This window comes from Tolypothrix sp. PCC 7712 (genome assembly GCF_025860405.1).
Classification (GTDB): Bacteria; Cyanobacteriota; Cyanobacteriia; order Cyanobacteriales; family Nostocaceae; genus Aulosira; species Aulosira diplosiphon.
This window is the reverse complement of the sequence record NZ_CP063785.1, coordinates 7,048,065-7,074,099: the sequence shown is the minus strand read 5'-3', so window position 1 is coordinate 7,074,099 and position 26,035 is coordinate 7,048,065. Positions and strand designations below refer to the sequence as shown.

7 protein-coding genes are annotated in these 26,035 nt (G+C 37.8%); all 7 read right to left on the bottom strand.

Annotated elements, in window-relative coordinates:
• Nucleotides 1–22: 22 nt before the first annotated feature.
• Nucleotides 23–4,741, bottom strand: a complete 4,719-nt coding sequence (locus tag HGR01_RS29100) for a type I polyketide synthase (protein ID WP_045872208.1) — start codon at nt 4,739–4,741, stop codon at nt 23–25.
• 89 nt (nt 4,742–4,830) lie between these two features.
• On the bottom strand, nt 4,831–10,074 hold the full coding sequence (locus tag HGR01_RS29095) for a non-ribosomal peptide synthetase (RefSeq protein ID WP_045872209.1): 5,244 nt from the start codon (nt 10,072–10,074) through the stop codon (nt 4,831–4,833).
• 93 nt (nt 10,075–10,167) lie between these two features.
• Nucleotides 10,168–13,059 (bottom strand): type I polyketide synthase, encoded by a 2,892-nt coding sequence (locus HGR01_RS29090; protein WP_045872210.1) that lies wholly within the window; start codon nt 13,057–13,059, stop codon nt 10,168–10,170.
• Between the two features lie 13 nt (nt 13,060–13,072).
• Nucleotides 13,073–16,279: a non-ribosomal peptide synthetase gene (locus tag HGR01_RS29085; RefSeq protein ID WP_045872211.1), complete on the bottom strand. Its 3,207-nt coding sequence runs from the start codon at nt 16,277–16,279 to the stop codon at nt 13,073–13,075.
• A gap of 24 nt (nt 16,280–16,303) precedes the next feature.
• Nucleotides 16,304–17,359 (bottom strand): TauD/TfdA family dioxygenase, encoded by a 1,056-nt coding sequence (locus HGR01_RS29080; protein WP_045872212.1) that lies wholly within the window; start codon nt 17,357–17,359, stop codon nt 16,304–16,306.
• 5 nt (nt 17,360–17,364) lie between these two features.
• On the bottom strand, nt 17,365–18,114 hold the full coding sequence (locus HGR01_RS29075) for a class I SAM-dependent DNA methyltransferase (RefSeq protein ID WP_045872213.1): 750 nt from the start codon (nt 18,112–18,114) through the stop codon (nt 17,365–17,367).
• A gap of 51 nt (nt 18,115–18,165) precedes the next feature.
• Nucleotides 18,166–25,926 (bottom strand): non-ribosomal peptide synthetase, encoded by a 7,761-nt coding sequence (locus tag HGR01_RS29070; protein ID WP_045872214.1) that lies wholly within the window; start codon nt 25,924–25,926, stop codon nt 18,166–18,168.
• Nucleotides 25,927–26,035: the final 109 nt, after the last annotated feature.

Here is a 26,035-nt window from a genome sequence, read left to right as displayed (position 1 = left end):
TATTTACAAAATGTTGTCTATTTCAATTAAAGACTGAATTTTGTACAGCAATAATTGTCTGGACTTCTTCTTCCGAAAGCTGCTCGATTTCTGATAAAGCTTTTGTCAGATCTTGTACTTCTGCTTTTTCAGCTAAATTTTTGGCAATAGTTTTAGCTAATTCAACTACAGTCGGGAAATTAAAAAAGCCCTTATAAGAAAGTTCCACTTGGAAAGTTTTGCACAACTGAGAAACAAGCTGAGTAGCAAATAAAGAATCTCCTCCTAATTCAAAGAAATTATCATGAATACCCACACTATCAATGCCCAGAAGTTTTTGCCAAATATCAGCTAGGGTAATTTCCAGTTCGTTGCTTGGGGGAACATAAGCATTATCTAAGTTGGGACGGGGATGAATTGCTCTAGCTTCGTTGAGTTGGGCTAATTGTTCTTCTAGGGATTTATTAGATTGATGAGGCTGAAGCTGGCTGTATAAATTTTGTGTGGAAACAATAATTTGAGGCAAATTACTATGAGCTAAAATTTTATTAAATGCCTCAATACCTTCTTCGGCAGTCATTCCTGCTGTTAATTCTCCTTTGGTGATATTTTTGTGCCTTTCTGCAACTGCAACAGCCATTCCTAAGCTGTTCCATCTATCCCAGTTAATAGATGTAATGAAATTACTATGTTGTGCAGCATGATAGTGAGCGAAGGCATCTAAAAAAGAATTTTCGGCAATATAGTCAACCAATCCTGATGTACCTACAAAAGCAGAAAGCGAAGAACAAAGTACAAAGAAATCAAGCCTAGTATTTTGGAAAATTTCATTTAGTACTCTTGTTCCTTGAACTTTTGGCGCTAAAGCTTCATCTGCAATTTTTTTAGTTTTAAGTTGAATCATACCCCCGCCGAAAACTGCAGCTGCATGAATTACTCCGTTAATTTGACCAAATTGCAAATTTAATTTTTTAACCACGGCTGACATTTGCTCATAATTAGCAACGTCGGCACTAATTACCATTATCTCTGCGCCAAAAGCTTGTAGATTTTGCAATTTTCGGATTTTTTGGCTAACTATATTTTGTGCATCATGAATTGATAGCCATTCTGTCCATTCATTTGGTTGAGGAAAAGGCGATCGCCCGACTAAAATTAATTTAGCTTGTACAGTTTTTGCTAGATATTCGGCTAAAACTAGTCCAACACCACCTAAACCGCCAGTAATTAAATAAACTCCGTTTTGCCTTAAACGCTGATTTCCCTGAATTGAGGTGTCTAATTTGATAGCTTCAAAATCCTGCACCCAACGATGATTTCCTCGATAAGCAATCACTTGTTCAGGTGTTTGCAGAGAAATTTCTGTGAGTAATTGGTTGATTAGTTGCTGTTCTTGCCAACTATCTGTGGTGGGAAGAACTAGATCAATGCTGTTACAAGTAAGGTTGACATACTCTTGCGGAATTACTTTACAAGGCCCCATTATCAATGCTTTTTCTGGACACAGTTGTTCGGAACCTGTAACCATTTGTAGATGGTTGGAAATAACTTGAATGTGTAAGTTATCTTTTTGATAAAACTTTGCGATCGCTTGAGCAAGAAACACTAAGCTATAAAAGCCCAAGGATTCATACTGTTGTGGTGTTAATTCCTCTAGATTATCTGGTGTGACACTCCATAAATGAATAATGTGGCTGGGAGTTTTACCTAAATTACGCAGTTCTTGGCACAGAAACTTATAATCTTGTGGTTGTTCTGGGTTAATTGTATATGAGCGATCGCTCTGACAACTGTATTCATTTGCTACTTTGACGGTAATTACCTCTCCACCCTCTAATCTCAATCGCGTCACTATTTTTTCACCCAAACCGCACTCATCTATAAACACTAAGTAGCATTTGGGCTGAGTTGTTTTGATTTGATTTGGTAATTGCTGGGGTAACGAAGCTCGTTTCCAAGTAGGAAGATAAAACCAGTCAGCAATGTTAGGCTTTTTACCTGATAAAACAGTATTTTCTTTCCTCAGTTTCTGCTCGGTTGTTATTGATGCAAATTGTTTTTCTAATTGTGTTTTAATCTTCTGTTGCTGCGGTTCTACCCAATAACGCTGACGCTCAAAAGGATAGGTAGGTAAAGGAATATGGTAAAGTTTTTCATGGCTATAAAAACTCGACCAATCAATTTTTATTCCTTGCAACCACAAACGACCCAAAGTATTAAATATAAATGCTACATCTGATTTTTGTTCTTGGGGATGACGGAGTGAAGTGAGTGTGACTACCTCTGGTTTTTGATGCTTGACAAAGGTACTTAAAGTTTTTCCTGGCCCCACCTCTAAAAAGATGCGTTCTGGTTGCTGTTGTAACTGAGTAATTCCATCACTAAAGCGTACAGTTTGGCGCAGATGTTTTGCCCAATAATCGGGATCTGTAGCGGCTTCTTTCCTTATCCATGTACCGCTAAGGTTGGAAATGAAGGGAATTTGCGGAGGATGGAGGCTGATTTGTTGTAACAACTTGGTAAATGGCTCAATCATCGCATCCATCATGGGCGAATGAAAAGCACCAGATGTATGCAATTTGCGACAATTTATCCCTTGCTGTTGTAACTGCTGTTCTAATTTTGCGATCGCACTCACCGAACCTGAAACTACACAAGTCGATGGGGCATTACTAGCAGCCAGAGCCAATTCTACACCTAAAAAAGGTTGAATTTCTGACTCTCCCATTTGCACCGAGAGCATCGCACCATCGGGTAGTTGTTGCATCAAACGTCCGCGATGAGCAACTAATTTTAAAGCATCTTCTAAACTAAAAACCCCTGCCAAAGTTGCTGCTACATATTCCCCGATGCTATGACCAATCATCGCTTCAGGACGTACACCCCAGTTCATCCATAATTTCGCTAAAGCATACTCAATCACAAATAAAGCAGGCTGGGTGATAGCAGTTTGTGTTAGTTCTTGAGTCTGCGTTGCATTGGGATAGATGACATCGCGCAAATCAAAACCTAGATGTGGTTTGAGAAGTTCCGCACAATAGTCAATTTGTTCTTTAAAGTATGGTTCAGTTTCATACAGTTCTCGCCCCATGTTCACATACTGAGAACCCTGTCCCGGAAACATAAACACCACTGGACGATGACAGGGTTTTTGATAATGGGTAAAAACTTCTGGATTATCTAGAGATGTTAGGGTTGTAATAGCATTTTCCAGATTTTGACAAACCAAAATCCGGCGATGTTCCAACGCTTTACGACCTACCGCCAAAGTATAAGCAACATCAGCCAAATTTAAATCTTGATTTTGCTGAAGATAACTAACTAAATTTTGCGTCGCAGTTTCTAAAGCTGTAGCAGTTTTAGCAGATATACACAATAGTAAATATTCACTTTTGACTTTTGTACAGACGCGATTAATCGCGTCTCTGCAACTTTTGAATTGTAATGGTGCTTCTTCCAAAATCACATGAGCATTTGTCCCCCCAATACCAAAAGAACTCACCCCCGCACGTCGGGGAATACCGTTAGTTTGCCAATCAGTTAGTTGAGTATTGACGTAAAAAGGACTATTGACAAAATCAATTTGGGGATTAGGTTGTTCAAAGTGTAAACTAGCCGGGATTTTTTGATGCTTGAGAGCTAAAACAGTTTTAATTAAACCAGCTATCCCAGCCGCAGCATCCAAATGACCGGTGTTGGTTTTTAAAGAACCTATGGCACAAAAGCCTGTTTTGTCGGTATTGGCGCGAAAAGCTTCAGTTAAAGCCGCAATTTCAATCGGATCTCCTAAAGATGTACCCGTACCGTGGGCTTCAATATAGGTGATAGTTTCGGGTGCAACTTCAGCAACAGCTTGAGCCGTTCTAATGACTTTGGCTTGAGTATCGATACTAGGTGCTGTGTAGCTGACTTTTTGTGAGCCATCGTTATTGATAGCAGAACCTTTAATTACTGCATAGATAGTATCTCGATCTGCGATCGCATCTTCTAATCTCTTCAACACCACAACGCCCACACCTTCACCGCCAACTGTTCCTTGTGCTTTGGCATCAAAGGCGCGGCAATGTCCATCAGGGGAACCTATGCCCCCTTCTTTATAAAAATAGCCATGTTTGCGTAATGCACTAATAGAAACACCACCAGCTAAAGCCATATCACATTCTCCATTTAGGAGACTTTGACATCCTAAATGAACTGCAACTAATGAAGTAGAACAGGCAGTTTGAACAGTATAACTTGGCCCTTGTAAATTGAATTTGTAAGAAACACGAGTGCTTAAATAATCCTTATCTCCACCAATTGTTATTTGATGAAAGTCAACAGAATTACGAATATTTTCATTAGTATAAACATTAAATAGATAGCCACTCAAACCGCTACCAGCATAAACGCCAATCGTACCAGCATAACTTTCTGGATTGTAGCCAGAATTTTCTAAAGCTGACCAAGCAGATTCTAAAAACAGTCGATGTTGCGGATCGGTAATTTCTGCTTCTCTAGGAGTGAACCCAAAAAAGGAGGCATCAAAAAATTCTGCGTCTGCTAATACACCTCTAGCTTTCACATATTTAGGATTATCCACAAAAACTGGATCTATCCCTGAATCTATCAGTTCTTTATCTGTAAAAAAAGTAATTGTTTCTCTACCCGCTTGTAAATTCTGCCAGAATTCTTCAATATTTTTCGCACCAGGAAAACATCCTGATAAACCAATAATTGCTATTTCTGAACCATTTTGATTAAATGCTGATGAATCGTCCATTTTCTCTAATTCCTCTGTGAACTCTGTGCCTCTGTGGTTAAATTTTCTCTTTGTAGCCAGTGCATCTTGTTGATGATTAGCTCTGGTTTTTAAATATTTCTAGCTGATTTCATTTTTTGTAAACGTTTTTTTTGTTGCTCTTTAGCACTTGTAACTTTTTCTGACTGATTATCTATCTTTTGCATAGTTAGAACTTGATTTTTGAATTGACTCAATAACTCTGCTAAAGAACTAATAGTTGGATATCTAAATAAATCAAGCATTGCCAAATCAGTTTTAAAGATTTTCTGCAATTCACTATGCACTTTAACTATTAACAATGAATGACCGCCAATTTCAAAAAAGTTATCGTGAATGCCTATATTTTCAATATTTAAAAATTTTTGCCAAATATTAGCAATAGTTTGTTCTACTTCAGTTTGCGGTAATACGTAATTAGCTGCTAATTCTGGGCGAATTTTTTCTGGTGCAGGTAATGCTAGCCTATCTATTTTGCCATTGGGCGTGATTGGTAAAGCTTCTAAAATTACAAAAGCAGAAGGTATCATATATTCTGGCAGTTGTTCCTTCAAAAAGCTTCGCAGTTGAGTACCTGTGATTTGTGGCTTTGATTGTGAACTGACATATCCTACTAAACGTTTATCACCATCTTCCTCCCACACTTTCACTACTGCTTCTAGAACATCAGGATGTTGATTTAATTGGGCTGCAATTTCGCCTAATTCAATCCTAAAACCGCGAATTTTTACTTGCTCGTCAACCCGTCCTAAAATTTCAATTTCGCCATTAGGTAAATAACAAGCTAAGTCACCTGTTTTATAAAGAAGTGTTCCTAGTTCCTTACTGAAAGGATTAGGAATAAATTTTTCTGCTGTTAATTGAGGTTGGTTGAGATATCCCCTCGCTATACCCATACCACCTATGTATAGTTCCCCAGGTACACCAATAGGAGTAGGTTGGAAATAAGAATCTAATATATAAACTTGTACATTATCTATTGATTTACCAATTGGCACTTCTCTCAAAACATTGAATTCTGATAAATTTGATAGATTGCTAATAGTTGTCCCAATTGTTGCTTCTGTAGGGCCGTAAGAATTAATTAATTGTACTTTTTCACTTACACATTGTAGCCAAGTTGCCAATCGCTGTGAAGATGCTTTTTCTCCACCAATAATTACTAAACGCAGTGATTCAGGTAACGATAAATTCTCAGCAAATTCGGCGGTGATTTGATGCCAAAAGGCAGTAGGTAAAGCTAAGACAGTTATTTTTAGCTGATGACACTTCTCTAAAAACGCTGTTATTGAACTCAACATTACATCGTTACGCAACACTAATCTAGCACCAACTATCAAGCTAGTAAATATTTCTTCTGCTGCGACATCAAAGCAGATAGAGGAAAATTGTAGAATGCTGTCACTTGCCTCCAGCGCATATTTCACAATTGCCGTTTCTGTATAATTTACTAAAGAATGATGTTGCACCATCACTCCCTTGGGTTTACCTGTGGAACCTGACGTATAAATCACATAAGCCAAATTTGTAGTTGTAACTTTTATCTGCAAATTATCAGGTTTTTCTTGATTGATTAACTGCCAATCAGTATCTAAATAAATAGTTTGATGCTGATTTTCAGGCAACCATTGTTGCAATTTTTCTTGAGTTAATAATAAAGATAAATTAGCATCTTTCAACATAAAAGCCAGACGTTCCTGGGGATATGTTGGATCGAGTGACACATAAGCAGCGCCCGCTTTCAGAATGCCTAAAATCCCCACAATCATTTCTAAAGAACGCTCTACACAAATTCCTACCAATACCTCTGTCCCTACACCTAGCTTTTGTAAGTAACGTGCTAATTGGTTAGCTCGTTGATTAAGTTCTTGATAGGTTAAACATTCTTCTTCAAATACCACTGCGACAGCATCAGGTGTTTTCTCTACCTGTGCTTCAAATAACTGATGAATACATTGCCCTAGACGATAATCAGCTTGGGTATTATTCCATTCTATTAGTAACTGTTGTCTTTCAATGTTGGTTAGCAATAGCAATTCTGAAAGACGTTGTTTAGGGTTAGCAATTATACTTTCTAACAAAGTGATGTAATGATTGCCCCAACGCTGAATTGTTTGGGTATCAAATAAGTCAGTATTATATTCTAGTTCCAGCAACAACTCACTATCAGTCTGAATAATATTCAAATCAATATCAAATTTGGCAGTAGTATTAGAGTTTTTTGCTACTTCAATTTCAACATCTAATGAATCTAAATCAAATTGTGCTTGATCTAAATTCAACCCGACTGTAAATAGAGGATTTCGGCTTTGATCTCGTACCAAATTTAAATTTTTAACTAACTTGATAAAAGGATAAATTTGATGATCGTAAGCATCTAATAACTGCCCTTTGATATAACTTAGATATTCTGTGAATACTGGTGGCTCAGTCAGGTGACTGCGTATTGGTAATAAATTTACGCAATGACCAACCAGACAATTATGATTAACCAATGATTGCCCTGCCGAAGCAATACCCACAACGATATCATTCTGATTACTTAGTCGCTGTAATAAGACCATGTATGCAGCCAAGAGTGTCGTAAACAAAGTACACTTACACTCATCACTAAGGCTTTTAAGTTGATAATATAAAGAACTATTAATTACCAGATTTTCTATCGCCCCATTATGCATATTTACAGCTGGTCGAATCTTGTCAGTTGGTAAATCTAACACTGGAACTGAACCAGAAAATTGCTTTAGCCAATAAGCCTCAGCTTTTGCCATTTCTGAAGTTGTTTGCTGGAGTTTTTGCCACTTAACATACTCTCTATATTGCATTGCTTGGGGAAGTTGACAAGTGATACCTTGAGACTCAGCTGCATAAATTGCAGCTAACTCCCGTAGTAAAATTGTCATCGACCAACCATCAGCAACAATGTGATGAATAGTGAGAACTAAAAGGTGATGTTGTGGCTCTAACTTGATGATATGAAACCGGAGTAAAGGCCCTTTTTCCAGATTAAAAATTTCTTGAGCTTCTTGGTCTAAAAATTCTCTTAACTGTGCTAAACGATGTTGTCCATCTAATAGCGAAAAATCTATGTAAGGAATATCTATTTTCAAGTTGGGATGAATTAGTTGATCATCTCCTTCTGAACTAAAAGTAGTTCGTAGGGCTTCGTGACGATTAATAATTGTTTGGACTGCTTTAGAGACTGCTTCTATTTTAAATGACCCACGCAGATGAATACTCATTGATTGGTTATAAGCACGGGAAGCATTATTTCCGATTTGTGCCATAAACCAAAGTTCTTTCTGCACATCTGTTAGAGGAAGAGTAACTATTTCCTGATTATTCGCTAATGTATCACCTTGATGATTAATTACAGGCGTGTCTGATGGTAAAAAATCACCAGCTTGCAATTCTGATATACTTTCTTTGATAGCTTTAATTAAAATTTCAATATCTTCATCAGTGTGAGCAGTAGATAGATAAAAAGTCCGTCCTTCCCATATATAAATTCCCTTTTCTATCAGATGATAAAATAATAAATTCATCCAAACTAAATTGGGCGGGTAAACAAAACGGAAGAGTGAGCCAAAATGAACAACTTTAATTGGTAACTGTTTTTGCTGAAAGTAATTATTGAGATTTTGGGCTATATTTGCTGTTTTTATTGCTAATTGTTCTTGCAGTTCTGCGCCACTATTTTTGATATGGTTAAGTACAGCCCAAGCAACAGACATAACCAAAGGATTTTTGAAGAAAGTCCCGGCAAATATAGTAGTTTCTCTTTGAGGAGAAGAAGCATCTCCGTAACTCCAAAAACCGCCGTCCAGTGCATCCATAAAAGCAGCTTTACCCGCTATTACCCCAATTGGTAAACCAGAGCCAAGTGCTTTACCGTAGGTGGTAATATCTGCTTGAATATTCCACATTGCTTGAATACCGCCGGGATGCATCCGAAAGCCTGTAATTACTTCATCAAAAATTAAGACGATTCCTGTCTTTTTGGTTAGTTGTCTGAGTTCTTTTACAAACTCTTTGGGTTGAAAATCTGGCCGACGGCTTTGTATTGGTTCAACTAAAACGGCTGCTAATTCATGGGAATGGGCTTTAAGGATATCAAAAGATTCGGGATTTCCGTAGTTGAGTACGATAACGTTTTCGATGAAGTGTTGGGGAATTCCTGGTGCAGCTGGTAGGGAACTTAGTGTGCCGTTTTCAGTTGGGACTCCAGCAACTAAAACTTCGTCTAATGTACCGTGATAAGAGCCGTTAAATACAGCAATTTTAGAGCGTCCTGTGGTAGCCCTAGCTATACGTATAGCTCCCATAACTGCATCTGTACCTGAGTTACAAAAAGTGACTCGTTCTTGATTAGTTAGTTCACAAAATAACTTAGCAGCTTCACTTGTCAGATGTGATTGCGGGCCATTTTGAATTCCTTGCTGAATATGTTTTTGAATCGCCTCTATAACAAATGTAGGAGAATGACCAAATAAAAGCGAGCCAAAGCCCATTGACATATCGATGTATTCATTACCATCTACATCCCAAATTCTCGCCCCAGCACCACGTTGAGCATGAATTGGATACAGCATTTCTTTGAGAGAAAGACGAAAACCTGTAATTGTTCTGGGATTTGCTAAGAAAGGACGAGCAGTTTGTGTGAGGCGTTTTGACTCTGGAGTGCGTTGGACAAATCTTGTGATTAAAGCATCTAGATGTTGCTGTTGACGGGGGTTTAAAGTTGTTGTTTCTGCTTTTTCTGGCTGTTGGGAAGTAACTGATGCTTGAGGTTGAGGAATCTGCGTAGAAACTTGATGCAAAGGTGAATTTTTCTTTGATGAATGGTTGTGACGCAGCAAGTCTAATTGTTTAGTCATTAGCTTTAACTGCTCTGATATGAGTTGCGCGATCGCATGATTTCTACTATTATTATTTAATTCATTAGTCAAGCTTTTACTAACCTTTAGCAAGGGTAGATCTAAATTTTCCCTAGCGGCTTGCTGTGGGATTTTCGTTATTGTTTCTTGGTAAAAAGAAGACGGTAATTGTTGAGATATATGTACAGCTAAGTCATGAAGTGTGGGAAACTCTTCTAGCAATTGGCGAAAAGGAATTTTTACACCCAATTTCTCTTGCAGAGAACGACTAAATTGAATTAAAACGAGAGATTCAAAGCCAAGTTCTAAAAGATTAGTATGAATATCAATTTGAGCAGATTTAACCCCAAAGATTGTGCTTAAAATTTCTTTGATTTTTAACAAGACTATATCAATTTGCGAATTATCTAATGAGGGGTTAACTTTTTGATTAGGCATAATATTTTATTGGATATTTTTTAACGAACCGCAGAGGCGCAGAGAACACAGAGATAAAAGAAAGTATTAAATAATTGGTTTAGCTTAGGAAGATTATTCTTTGATTGATTGCAATAATTCTAACTGTTGAGACATTATTTCCATTTGTTGAGCTATTATTTCTGCCAAGTAATTGTCAAAATATTCTGGGGTGTCTGTTAATTGTATTTCGGGAATATTTGTATTTTTAAACTCTGGTTTTGTTGAATTTTCCGTTTCCTGAAGATGATTTTTATTAACTGATTTACTAGTAGCTTCAATCCAATATTTTTGTCGCTCAAAAGGATAGCTTGGTAAGGGGATACGATGATGTTTTTTATGAGCATAAAACTTTGACCACTTCACTGATACACCAGCTAGCCAAAGTTGACCTAATGCATCAAGTAAAAAAGATACATCTGACGATTGAATTTTAGGATGACGTAAAGAAGAAATAATAATTTGTTGAGTAATTTGATTTGAATGCTGTCTGGCAAAACTACTTAATGTCCGTCCTGGGCCGACTTCTAATAATATTTGATTTGGCTGTTGCAACAATACCGAAATTCCTTCACTAAAGCGTACTGTTTCTCTTAAATGTCTTACCCAGTAATTTGGATCTGTGGCTTCGGTTGGAGTTATCCAAGTGCCAGTGAGGTTAGATATTATGGGAATTTTTGGAGAATTCAGGTTAACTTTGCTAATTTGTTCTTGGAATGGCTCTAAAATTGAGTCCATCATCTGGGAATGAAAAGCATGGGAAGTATGTAAAAGACGATACTCTACGCCTTCCTCAGTCAATCTATTTTGTAAATTATTAATTGCCTTGAACGTACCAGAAACTACACAGTTAGTTGGACTATTTGTAGCAGCTAGACAGAGATTTTCAGCTAATAGAGGCTTAAGTTCTAGTTCTGATAGTGGCACTGCAAGCATAGCACCGCCTGGTAGTTGTTGCATCAACCGCCCTCTGGTAGCAACCAGTATTAAGGCATCTTCTAAAGAGAACACACCAGCAATACAAGCCGCTACATATTCCCCAATGCTGTGACCAATCATTGCTGAAGGACGCACTCCCCAGTCCATCCACAATTTAGCTAAGGCGTACTCAACAACAAATAACGCTGGTTGAGTAATAGAAGTTTGTTGTAATTGCTGTGTTGCTACTTCTTGATATTCGTCTTGCGGATATAGTAATGTCCGCAAATCTAGACCTAAATGAGGTTTAAGAAACTCGGCACAATAATCAATTTGTTCTTGAAAAATTTGCTCTGTTTTATAGAGTTCCCTTCCCATGTTTACATACTGGGAACCTTGACCAGGAAACATAAAAACTACAGAGTTATTATCTAATTCTTGGCAGTGGGTAAAATCTTGTGGTTCTTTAATTATTAAATCTTGGATTGCATCTTCAATATTTTTTGCAACTATAAATCGGCGATATGCAAATGCACGACGACCTACACTTAATGTATAAGCAACATCAGCCAAATTTAAATCTGGATTTTGCTGAAAATATTTAGCTAAATTAGTTATGGCAGTTTCCAAGGCTGTAGCAGTTTTGGCTGATAAGCACAATAGTAAATATTCACTTTTGACTTTTGTACAGACGCGATTAATCGCGTCTCTGCAACTTTTGACTTGTAATGGTGCTTCTTCCAAAATCACATGGGCATTTGTTCCCCCAATACCAAAAGAACTCACCCCAGCGCGTCGGGGAATGCTATTTGTTTTCCAATCAGATAATTGAGCATTCACATAGAAGGGACTGTTGGCAAAATCAATTTGAGGATTGGGTTGTTCAAAATGCAAGCTGGGTGGTATTTGTTTGTGCTTGAGTGCCAAAACAGTTTTGATTAAACCAGCAATACCAGCTGCTGCATCTAAGTGTCCAATATTTGTTTTGACTGAACCAATGGCGCAGAAATTCTTTTTTTGAGTGCTAGCACGGAAACATTTGGTTAATGCAGCAATTTCAATCGGGTCGCCAAGGTTTGTGCCTGTGCCATGAGTTTCTATATAACTGATAGTTTCAGGGTTAATTCCAGAGATGGAAAGAGCTTCAGCAATAACTTTTGCTTGTCCATCTACACTTGGTGCAGTGTAACCAACTTTGAAAGAACCATCATTATTAATAGCTGAACTTTTAATCACAGCATGGATATAATCGCCATCTGCGATCGCATTTTTTAATAGTTTTAATACTACAACGCCTACACCATTGCCAGTAAGAGTTCCTTGGGCTTTGGCATCAAAAGCACGGCAATGTCCGTCGGGGGAAAGAATGCTCCCTTCCTGATAAAGATAACCAGCTTTGTGTGGCATATTGATCAACACGCCACCAGCCAGAGCAATATCGCTTTCGCCGTTGAGTAAGCTTTGACAGGCAAAATGAACTGCTACTAATGAAGTAGAACAGGCAGTTTGCACGTTAACGCTGGGCCCTTTCAAGTTTAATTTGTAAGAGACAAGGGTCGGTAAAAAGTCTCCTCGATTACCAATTAAAGTGCGAAATTTACCTACTGATTCCTCTAGTAATTGGCGGTTGGGATATAGATTAAACAAAAAGTAAGTGTCCATTCCCACACCTGCATAAACTCCAATTTGTCCTGGGTAGGTTTTGGAGTCGTAGCCAGCATTTTCTAGAGCAGTCCAAGCCTGTTCAAGGAATAGGCGGTGTTGCGGATCTGTGATTTCGGCTTCTTTTGGAGAAAATTCAAAAAATGCAGCGTCAAATAAATCTACATCTTCTATTATTGCTTTGGCTTTGACATAATTGGGCTGATTCAACTCCTTGATATCTACTCCTGAAGATACTAATTCTTCTTCAGTAAAAAAAGAAATTGACTCTACACCATCTCGCAAATTTTGCCAAAATTCATCAATATTTTTGGCTCCAGGGAAACAACCTGACATACCAATAATGGCTATTTCATCGAGGTAATTAAATGTATCGGAGTTATTCATATTCAGTGCGCTGCTATTGCATTGTTGCTCGATGGTTTTGTCTGAGTTGTCTTTGTTGCTGGTTCGATTGTCGGCGGGCTGCAACTGAGTCGGAGTCTGGTTCAAATGCAAGCTGTTCTTGTGGTTGCTGGCTTAAATATTTTGCCAAGGTGCTGACTGTGGGACATTCAAACAATTCAACCATTGATATATCTCTGTTTAAAGTTGCACGCAGTTTTGTATGAATCTGTACCATTAATAATGAATGACCGCCGAGGTCGAAAAAATTATGATTGATACCTACTTTTTCAACTTGCAACACTTCTTGCCAGATATTGCTAATCATTTGCTCTAGTTCAGTCTGAGGAGCTACAAATGTTTCTTCAAGTTGAATTTGTACCTGTTTAGGTAGTGCTTTATAGTCCACTTTACCATTAGGTAATACAGGCAAAGATTTCAACATCAAAAAAGTGGAAGGTAGCATATATTCCGGTAGCTTTTTCAGCAAAAAGCTGCGGAATTCACTATTAGAGGGAGATGGTTGTTGATGACTAACTATATAGGCAATGAGGCGGGGATTTTCTTCTGTGGCCACAACTACAACTTCTTGCACTTGAGGATGTTGTTTTAAAGCGGCTTCAATCTCTCCTAGTTCAATACGATAGCCACGAATTTTTACTTGTTGGTCAATTCTTCCCAGAAATTCTATATTGCCATCTGCACGGTATTGAGCTAAATCTCCGGTTTTATATAGGCGTGCTGTTGGTTGGTGACTAAATGGGTTAGTGATAAATTTCTGTGCGGTTAGTTCTGGCTGATTAAGATAACCCAAGGCGATACCGTCACCACCTATATAAATTTCACCAGCAACGCCAATAGGAACAGGATGAAGCTGTGAATTTAAAATATAAATTTGAGTATTGGTAATAGGTCTTCCGATGGGAATTTTTGTTAATTCTTGAGGCTGACAAAGATAAACACTGCTCCATACAGTTGCTTCTGTTGGGCCGTATTCGTTATATAAAGACGCTTGAGGAAGATATTTGTGATGTAGTTTTACTAACTCACTTGGGCATACTTCACCAGCCACAATAATAGCCTGTAGGGAAGCTAATTGTTCTTGTATGGCTTGCCGCAAAATCAGAGCATAGAGAGAAGGAAGACTTAAAAGATGGGAAATCTGATGTTCGCAAATTAATTTAACTAACTTAGGTATTTCTAGCTGTAAACCTTCTTGAGGTAAGACTAAAGTTCCTCCACAGCAAAGCGTCCAAAAGATACCTGCAACTGAACTATCAAAAGCAAAGGATGAAAGTAATAAAAAGCGGCTGACAGGTTTTTGATAATAATTAATCCGAGCAGTTGTTGAATGAACGAGATTTTGATGGGTAATTTGTACGCCTTTTGGTTTGCCTGTAGAGCCAGAAGTATAAATAATGTAAGCTAAGTGATGAGGTGTAATTTGCAGTGTGAGATTTTCTTGATTTTGGCTGGTAATGATTTCCCAATCACTATCTAAACAGATAACTTGTGCTTGATGTGTTGGTAAGTTTTCAAGTAATAATTGCTGAGTTAATAAAACGGGTGTTTGGGAATTTTCTAAAATCCAAGCTAATCTTTCTTGAGGGTAAGTTGGATCTAAAGGTACATAAGCACCGCCAGCTTTGAGTATACCAAGAATACCAACAATCATATCAAGGCTGCGCTCAACACATATTCCTACTAAAGTTCCTGGTTTTACGCCAATTTGTTGTAGGTAATGTGCTAATTGATTAGCACGGCTATTGAGTTGACTATAGGTTAATTGTTGGTTTTTGAACTCTACAGCAATATTATTAGGTTTCTGCTGTGCTTGCTGTTCAATTAACTGGTGAATACATTTATTTTTGGGGTAATCAGCTTGAGTTTGGTTAAATTCTACTATTAGTTGGTGTTTGGCGCGATCGCTTAAAATTTCTAACTCACTAATTACAGCTTCAGGATTTTTTACTACGCTTTCTAACAAGGTGTAAAATTGTTCTGATGAACGCTGTATATCTTGTGCAGTAAAACACTGGGAATCATAATGAAACTCTGTAAATAATGCATCATAACTATGCACACAAGAGAGCTTTATTTTAAATCGCTCTATACAAGCATAATGATTTTGAATTGTCCAAGATATATGATTATTAGTATGTTTCAGAGCATTTTCTACAAAATCGAAACATACAGGGTAATAATTAACATTTGATGTCATCAGTTGCCAAGAAAAACCCTCCTGCCATTTATAAAGCTCATCTTCCGTTTCGCTGATTTGTTGTAATATTTCTGGAAATTTGGATTGTTCTTGTAAATGACAAGTAAGTGGTAAGCATTTGGCAAATAACCCCATCGCTGCTTCTAGTTCAGCAAATTTTCTGCCATCAAATGTTTTACCAATTAACAGATTTTGTTGTTGAGTCAATCGCCAAAGTAAAACTGACCAACAAGTTAATAAAAATCCAGAAATAGAAGTATTGTATTTTTGTGCGATCGCAGCAATTTGATCTTTTAAACTAGGATTAATTTTTAACCTGAAAAACTCTGGTTTAAATTCTGTTAATTCAGTAATATTCTGTTCAAAAGGCAATTCTAAATTAAAAAGATGGGACAAATCCTGCTTGCGCCAATATTCTCTGCCAATTTCAGCTGCTTCTGATTGCAGTAATTCATTCTGCCATTCGGAGAAATCTGCATATTGTAGTGGTTCTGCTGATAATTGTTCGCTATTTGTGTATGAAAGGCTGAGTTCATACACTATATTTATGAGAGTTTTTGTATCTGCATAAAGAGCAGGTAAACCAATAAATAATATATGTTTTGACGGTGATAAAGTCGCTAAGGATACACTTAAAGGTGAGTCTGTGTCAAAATCGCAGTTTTGCTGATGAAATTCCTGAAAAATTTCAGCAATTTTCGCTTCTTGTTTCTTAGAAGTATAACTGTCTAGATTATACTGCTGATTTAATCTGACATTGGCATTAGCAATTACTTGAACTGGAATCATCATTCCCGGTACATATTTAAATGTAGTCCGAAAAATTTCATGACGATGCACAATATTTTGTAAAGCTGCAACTAATTTAGTTGACTCGATGTTTCCCTCTATGAGAACAGAACACTTAACAAAATAAGCTGAATTTTGATTTACTTGCTGTAATAACCATAAATGCTCTTGTTGAGGTGAAAGTTGAAAACCCTCAATTATTTCTGTAGCCATATTCGGATATTCCAATTTTACAATCTAAAGTTCTTTAATATTTTGCGGTTCTGCCATCCCGACTAAAACTTGACGTGGCGCGACAAATGGGTTGCGTCCATGCACTGCTAACATATTGTCTAGCATTAAAATGTCCCCTTTTTGCCAAGGGAATGTTACCATTGCTTGCTGATAAACTTCGCGCAGAGTTTCTAACACTGAAGGCTCAATTGGAGAACCATCACCGTAATAGGTGTTCGTTGGTAAGTCTGATTCTTTGAAACCTGCTAATAATGCTTCGCGGGTATTTTTTTCTAATGTAGAAACGTGAAAAAAAGTTGCATGATTGAACCAGACAAGTTCACCTGTGCGAGGATGTTTAACAACAGCCGGGCCTACTTGATATGTTCTTAAGCGCTCGCCTTCTTTCCATTCAACTTTTATATCATGAATGCGACAATATGCTTCTACTTTGGCTTTTTCAGTTGTCTGAAATACAGTTTGCCAAGGTAAGCCAAAACCATCACCAAAATTCCGCATATACATGACTTTTTTTTCGATGAAACGTTCTCGGATTTTGGGATCTATGCGTTCAAAAATCTCACGACAACTACCAATTGGTGTTTCTCCTCCCTGCTGTGCTGGTGTTAGACAAAAGAAGAATATCTTCAAAGGAAAGGTAGGAGAATAAGCATGTTCATTATGAGGAAAGATACTCTGATCGGCAGGGTAATCGGTTGAAGTATAAATTCTATCGCTCACTTGAGTACGGGGTGAGGCTCGATAGCGATATTCCAAAGCTTCTAAGCAAATTGCTTTGATTACCTGCTCGAATCTTTCTACATTATCTATGTTGAAACCTCGGAAAAGAATAGCTCCATGTTTCAACAATTCTGTGTCTATAAAATCTCTATTACTAGATGCCCAGGCTGCTAAATCTACCTGTCTTACAGAAGATTTGATCACCAAAGGAAAGTTTTTTTCAGGTTCTAAATATTCTGTTGCAATTAAATCTTTTGCAGATATTTTGAGCGATTTTCGCTTAAATACTAGATTTTTGAGAGCTAATTGATTAGCCTGATTTTTCTGTAATTCTTCCATAATATTCAAACTTTACGAGCAATAAAACAGCCAACATGACCTGATGATTCTACGCCAAAATCATTTTTAATATCGGAGAAAACAATATCTGTAAAACCTGCCTGATCTAAAGCCGACTTAATATCTGTTACAGAATAAAGCTTCCATTTAAAAGTCATGTTGAAGCGTTGCCATTGACCATCGATTAATTCAAATCTTGTAGTGCGATCGCAACCTATTTTTGTCTCTGTATTGTAGTCAAACTGACTAATCCAGGCATGGTTATCTTTAGCTTCCCCTCGATTTTTAGAAGTCTGCCAATCTTCTATACACAGTTCTTCTACATACAAATCAAATACGAATATACCATTTTTTAGCAATGCCTGATACACATTTTGAAAAACACTTTGTAATTCTTCAATGGTAGTTATTAGATTAAGACCAACATCTGTAGAAATGACTGCACCAAAAGTAGGTAAAAATTGAAAATATCTGGCATCTTCTAGGATGAATTCTGCATTAGGCGCATTTTTTCTGGCATAGTGCAGCATTTCTTCAGAGCCATCAATACCTGTGACTCGATAGCCTTTTTGTAGCAGTCTTTGGGCTATTTGTCCTGTACCACAACAAACATCTAAAATATGTGCTTCTTTGGGGAGATATTGCAAGACTAATTTTTCTAATTGCCCTACTACAATATCATGCCGTTCTGTACCTTGTTCGTCATATATAGAAGCTAATTTATCATATTCTGCATAGCGATTTTTGGTAGTCATTGTTAAATATCTCCTATTTGTTTTTCTACCAAGACATTGTGATTTTTGTGCTTACTTAGACCTACGTTTAATGCTTATTAAATTCTGTTGCAGATTCTTTTGATATTCTTGTTCCTGTAAAAGACGCTGTTGCTGATCTGCTTCCACAAGAATTACTTTTAATTCATCCAGTTTGATATCAGGTTGTGACACCATCTGACTCAAAATTATTGCCAAATTTTGCAACATTTGGGATACAGTCGCAGCCTTGAATAAATCTGTACTATATTTCAACTCGGCAATTATTCCTTGCTCGGTATCTGTCAGAATTAAAAGTAAGTCAAACTCTGCAACTTTTTTATCAATATCTAATACACTGAGTGTTAACCCTGGTAATTCTAGGGGTGGCATGGGTGCATTTTGGAGAATACATTTCACCTGAAATAAAGGTGAACGGCTGAAATCGCGTTCTGGGTTGAGGACTTCTACTAATTTGTCGAAGGGTAAATCTTGGTGTGTGTAGGCTGATAAAGTGCGATCGCGTACTCTCTCTAACAACTCCCGAACACTGGGATTTCCTGTCATATCAGTACGTAGCACTAATTGATTGACAAAAAATCCAATTAATGCTTCCGTTTCTGCTTGATTGCGGTTAGCAACATCAGTACCCACCACAATATCATCCTGATTTGTGTAGTAATGCAGTAGAGTTTGGAACCCAGTTAACAAAGTCATAAACAACGTTACCCCAGCATTGGTACTCAGTTGTTTCAGACCTTTTGATAAACTCTTAGGTAATATCAGAGTTTGTTTTGCGCCTCGGAAAGTTCGCTGCGGAGGACTGGGAAAGTCCGTAGGTAATTCTAAAATAGGTAAATTATTTAATTCCTGCTGCCAAAAGTCGAGTTGGGTTTGTAATACCTCTCCCTGCAACCATTGACGTTGCCACACAGCAAAGTCTGCATACTGGATGGGTAATTCTGGTAGTGGAGATGTCTTTCCTGTACAAAAAGCTGTATAGAGGGTTGTTAACTCTTGAATTAACACACCCATTGACCAACCATCAGAGACAATATGATGAATTGTCAACAATGCAATATATTCATTCTCGTTTAAGTGCAGCAGAGTACATCGCAGTAATGGTGCTTGAGTTAAGTCAAAGGTGCGTTGTGATTCTTCAATAGCCAATCTTTGCACTTCAGTAGAAAGTTCTACTGTTGGTAAATCAGACAAGTCTATGATGGGCAAGTTTACATTAAAATTCGGTGCGATCGCTTGCAATGCTTGCTCATTTACTAAAGAAACATAACTACGCAATACTTCATGACGACGCACGATTTCATTTAAGCTTTTTGCTAATGCAGCTACATTCAAAAATCCTGTCAGGCGCACACCTGCTGATATATTGTATGTAAAACTGCCCGGATAAAGTTGTTCTTGCAACCATAGTCTTGCTTGAGCAAATGATAGTGGTAAATTAGTATTTCGACATACAGGTTGGATAGGAGGAATATTCAATCCGAGTTGGGCTTTTATTGTTTGTTGGATAGTTTTGGCTAGTTCAGCTATTGTTGGGGAGGCAAATAAATAACGTAGCGACAAATCTATTGCCAAAATCTTGCGTAAGCGAGAAATTACTTGAGTTGCTAATAACGAATGTCCACCTAATTCAAAGAAATTATCATTAATACTTACTTGTTTAATACCAAGAACTTGCTGCCAAGTTTCTGCAATAACTTCCTCAATAAAATTACGTGGTGCTAGAAAAATTCTTGCTAGATTTCTGGTTGTATCAGGTGCAGGTAAAGCCCGACGGTCTATTTTTCCATTAGGTGTGAGGGGCAACTTCTCCAAAGTTACAAAAGCAGAAGGAAGCATATAATTAGGTACTTTTTCTGCTAAGAAGCCGCGAAGATTAGCAAGAGTCAATGTCTGTTCTGGTTTGAGAACTACATAAGCAACCAAGCTTTTATCGCCTGGTTCATCTTCTCGAACTATCACCACACTGGCTTGCACAAATGGGTGTTGATTTAAAAGTGATTCAATTTCCCCTAATTCAATCCGGAAGCCACGCAATTTAACTTGATTGTCAATTCTCCCCAAAAATTCAATTGTGCGATCGCTTCGATAGCGCACCAAGTCCCCAGTTTTATATAACCGAGAAGCAGAATCAGGATTGAAAGGATTAGATATAAATTTTTGCGCTGTCAGTTCTGGCTGATGTAAATAACCACGGGCTAAACCAGCACCACCAATATGTAACTCACCCGCCACACCAATAGGTACTGGTTGATTGTATGCGTCCAGGATATAAAATTGAGTGTTAGCGATAGGATGACCCACAGCGATGGTATTTTCTACTTGATATACTGCTGACCAAATAGTAGTTTCTGTAGGGCCATATAAGTTCCATAATTCTTTACCCCGTTGTTGTAATTGTTGCGCGAGGGTAGCATCAAGGGCTTCACCACCACACAGAATTTTCAATTGTTGATTACCACTCCAACCAGCAGCCATTAACATCCGCCAAGTTGCTGGAGTAGCTTGCATGACTGTAGCACCGCTAGAAGTTAACCGCTTTGCTAATTGAATCCCATCAGAGGTTTCTTCACGACTAACAAGAACTAATTGCGCGCCTACAATTAAGGGCAGATATATTTCTAAAGCAGCAATATCAAAAGATAATGTGGTGACTGAGAGTAATATATCTTGTTGAGTGATTTCTGGTGTTTGGCGCATTGCCATTAAGAAGTTGACAACAGCACTATGAGAAATTTGTACACCTTTGGGTTTACCAGTTGAACCGGAAGTGTAAATTACATAAGCTAAGTTTTCCGGAGCGATTTTGTGAGTTAGATTACTAGTATTTTGTTGTGAAATTCTCTCCAGATCAACATCTAAACAAACTACTTGAGCATGATGGGGAGGTAAATTTTCAAGTAACAGCTTTTGAGTGAGTAAAACTGATAGTTGGGAATTTGCCAACATATAACCTAACCGCTTTTGAGGATAGGCTGGATCTAGCGGAACGTAAGCACCGCCAGCTTTGAGAATACCTAACAGCCCTACAATCATTTCTAAGGAACGTTCTACACAAATTCCCACTAATACTTCTGGTTCTACTCCCAGTTTTTGCAAATAATGGGCTAGTTGATTAGCTCGCTGATTTAGTTCCCGATAAGTTAATTGCTGATTTTCAAATACCACAGCAACAGCATCAGGTGTTTTCTCAACTTGGGCTTCAAATAGCTGATGAATACAGACAGATGGATAATTAGTCTGGGTGTGATTTTGCTCTATTAATAAATGGTGTAGTTCTGGCTCGGTTAAGATTGGTAAGTTTGATAAATACTGCTCAGGATTGGCTACAACCCCCTGTAATAATGTTTGAAAATGTCCCTGCATTCTGATGATGGTGTCAGCGTCAAATAAGTCGCTGTTATATTCAAACGCCCCCGTTAAACCTTGATTAGTTTCTGTGAGGAACAGAGTTAAATCAAATTGGGATCTTTCTATATCTACTTCGTCTATTTGAATATTTAAATCTGGCAGCTTTAGTTTTCCCATTGGGGCATTTTGCAGGGCAAACATTACCTGAAACAGTGGTGTATGGCTCAAATTGCGCTCTGGCTGCAATTCTTCTACTAACTGCTCAAAGGGCAAATCTTGATGAGCGTAAGCACCTAAAGTAACTTCTCTAACTTGTTTGAGCAACTCCCGAAAACTGAGTTTACCTAACAAGTTAGTACGTAACACAATAGTATTGACAAAAAAGCCAATTAGCTCTTCTATCTCAGCACGGTTACGGTTGGCAATTGGTGAACCGATGAGAATATCTTCCTGTCCCGTGTAACGATAAAGCAATGTCTGAAATGCAGCCAGCAGAGTCATAAATAGTGTGACTCCTTCCTGCTGACTTAAAGTTTTTAGGGCTGAGGTTAAGTGATGAGGAATAGTAAAAAATTGCTTTTTACCAGCAAAGGTTTGTATAGCAGACCTTGGTCTATCTGTTGGTAGTTCTAATACTGGTAAAGTACCGCTCAATTGTTGTTTCCAATAGTCCATCTGTTGCTGAAAAATTTCGCCTTGCAACCATTGGTGTTGCCAAACAGCAAAATCTCCATACTGGATAGACAATTCGCCAAGAGGTGAAGATTTACCCGTACAAAATGACTCGTAAAGTGCTGCGAGTTCGCTGATAATTACACCTGCTGACCAGCCATCGGCAATAATATGATGAATTGTAAATATCAACAGATACTCTTGTGCAGCCAATTGCAAAAGCAAGGTTTTAAACAGTGGCGGTGTACTCAAATCAAAGCTTTGTTGTGCTGCTTGTTTAACTAGCCGTTGAACTTCTAATTCCTGCGCCTGTGGAGATAAATTTTGGAGATTTAATATTTGTATTTTTAAACTTAAATCCGCATTAATCACCTGAACTGCTTGCCCATCTACACTGGTAAAAGTGGTTCGCAGAATTTCATGGCGACGGATAATTTCGTTAAGACTTTCCTCTAGGGCTGTGACATTCAGCGCACCTTGCAGTTTTAAGGTACGACAAAGATTATAAGTGCTGTTACCTGGTTCTAATTGTTCTAGAAACCATAATCTTGTTTGGGCAAAAGAAAGCGGTAATACACCATCTCGTGGGGCTTTTTCAATAGGTGGTAGTTGCAGTTTTTCTCCAGTTTTCAGGGCTATTTCTATAGATTCTGCTAGTGCAGCGACTGTTGGATATTCAAACAAACTCCGCAGGGGTAAATCTACTGAAAAAGCCTCTCGCAATTGGGAGACAATTTGCGTGGCTAACAGCGAGTGTCCACCTAATTCAAAGAAGTTGTCATCAATATTGACTTGTCCCACATTCAGAATTTGCGCCCAAATTCCTGCTATCACCTCTTCTATAGGAGTACGAGGGGCTTTCTGTGAGTGCGTTTGCAGTCTTAGCTGTTCTGGTGCAGGTAATGCTTGACGGTTGATTTTACCGTTGGGTGTTAGTGGTAGCTTCTCTAACATCACAAAGTTAGCAGGCATCATATAATCAGGCAATCTCTCTTGTAAGAAACTGCGACAGTTACTGAAGTTGCCATCCTGAAGGCTCTGCTCGTTAGATACTAGATAAGCGACTAATTTTTTCTCTCTGGAGTCTTCCCTCGCTACTACTACAGCTTCCCGCACAGATGGATGTTGACAAAGCACGGCTTCAATTTCTGCTAGTTCAATACGGAAACCGCGAATTTTGACTTGGTAATCGCTACGGCCGATAAACTCAACTTTACCATCTGGTAAATAACGTCCTAAGTCCCCGGTTTTGTAAAGCCGCGTTCCTCCTTCTTCACTAAAGGGGTTAGGGATAAATCTTTCTGCTGTCAAGTCTGGACGATGGAGATAACCTTGACCAATACCTAAGCCACCAATATATAATTCTCCAGCCACTCCCATTGGGACAGGTTGCAGATATTTATCCAAAATATAGATTTGGGTGTTGGCAATGGGACGACCGAGAGGGACAATTTTTATTTGGTCATTGTGAGCGATCGGATTAACTGCCACAATACCACAAGTCTCTGTCTGACCAAACATATTGATCAGACTTGCATTGTGCTGCAAGCCAAACCGCCATTGTGTGCAAATATCTGATAGTAGAGGTTCGCTGGCAGAGACAATTAAGCGTAATTTATTATCTAAAAGATTTGTTCTTACTTCTGGTTTTAAACTACTCAGTAAATGATTGCAGTTTCGCCAGTAAGAAGGAACGATATCAATTACTGTCACCTGTTGTTGTTTAATTTCTGCAAACAGTGTCAAGGGGTCTTTTCGCTGTTCGGAAGTTGCAATTACTATAGTTGCACCTTTAGTTAGAGGAACCATCAACTGTCTAACAGAGGATGAGAACGCAATGGATGCTGTATGTAAATATTTATCTGCTGCTACGATACCCAATGCTGTTTGCATTGCTTGCACATAGTGGCACAAATTAGCATGGGTAACTCTGACTCCTTTGGGTGTTCCTGTTGAGCCAGAGGTGTAAATTACATAAGCTAAGTTAGCCGCAACAGCTGTTTGATGTAAATTTTCTATTGGTTGTTGGGTAATTAAATCGCTATCTTTATCTAGACAAACTACTTGGGCTGAATGGTTTGGTAAGTCTTTAATTAAAAACTCTTTTGTCAACAATACCTTTGGTTGCGAGTTCTGCAACATATACGCCAAGCGTTCTTGGGGATATGTGGGGTCTAATGGTACGTAAGCACCACCAGCCTTGAGAATACCAAGAATCCCAAGGACAAAATCTAGGGAACGTTCGACGCACAACCCGACTAATACCTCTGCACCCACTCCCAATTGTTGCAAACGATGAGCAATTTGGTTAGCACGGTTGTTTAATTCTCTGTATGTTAGCTGTTGTTCAGCAAAGGCGATCGCAATTTGATCGGGAGTTTTCGCTACTTGCTCTTCAAATAAATGATGAATGCAGCGATCAACAGGGTAAGCTAGTTTGGTATTGTTAAGCTCAGACAGTAGATTAATTTCGCTGTTGCCTAATATCTGTAATCGACTTATAGCTGCTTCAGGGTGAGAAATTGCATTCTCGATTAATGTTTTTAACTGTTCTGCTAAACGTTGAATATCTGCTGTTAAAAAATAATTACTATTATATGTAAATTCTAGCTCAATTAAATTTTCTCGACGAATACAAGCTAGTTTAAGTTTATAGGTATCAATACATACATCTATTTGTGAAATTGAAAATACTACATCGTCAAAATTATGCTTTTCTATAATTTCATCATAATCAAAAGAAACAGGGAAAATAACCTGGTTATTTGCAGCTAATTCTGTTAATGTATCGGGACTGAAATACTCTTGATAATTATAATTTTCAGTAACAGCTTGATTAAGCTGATTTAATAGAGAGGATAAAGTTATATTTTCTCTTAATTCGCACTTTAAAGGCACATATTTAGATAATAACCCTAGACTCGATTCTAGTTCTAGATATTTCCGTCCATTTGTAGACATACCCAAAACCAGATTATCTTGTCCTGTGATACGCCACAGTAAAATATTCCAACAAGCTAAAAAGAAATTAGCTATTGAAGATTGATGCTGTGTTTCTATTTGAGATACCAGACGAGAATCTAGGGTGAAACTATGTGTTTGAGGCTGAAATACTAATTCTGCAACATTCTCTTTTTCTATAGGTAACTGTAATGCTTGCAAAGCCGAAAAATCTTGCTGAGTCCAATATTCTCTACCTGCTTCTGTATCTGCTGCTGATAATAATTCATTCTGCCACATTGCTAAGTCAGCATATTGCATGATTTCTGCATGATGATCATATTTATCAGCATAGGTATCGCTGATTTCTCTGACTAAAATTTTCAGTGTTTCTCTATCTGCAGATAATCCAGGTAACCTGATAAATAAAATATATTTAGTAGCAGATAAAGTTACCAAAGATATATGTAAAACTTCTCCAGTCTCTAGATTAAAATTTTGTTGACCAAATTGCTGAAACAACTCTTGTATTTTTGCTGCTTGCTCCTCATTTGTATAATTACTTAAATCATAGTTTTGCTGCCAATTAGCACCAGAATCAGTAATTACTTGTACAGGAATTGTCATTTCTGGCAGAAACTTATAACAGGTACGCAGAATTTCATGACGGCTGACAACTTTCTCTACAGCTTTTCTGAGTAATTCAATATTCAGGTTTCCGGTAATCGAAACAGCAGCTTTCACCTGATATAAGCGACTATCAGATTGTTGCAATTGCCATAAATATTTTTGTTGTGGCGAAAGTTGAAAACCCTGAATTTCTTGAAACATGGTTAATGGACTTCCAGATAAGTTGAGAACAAGAAACAAAAAAATAATCAATTATTCCTGAATTGCTTCCTTTGATATTTTCCTAGTTAAATTAATTTTGACGAAGAAA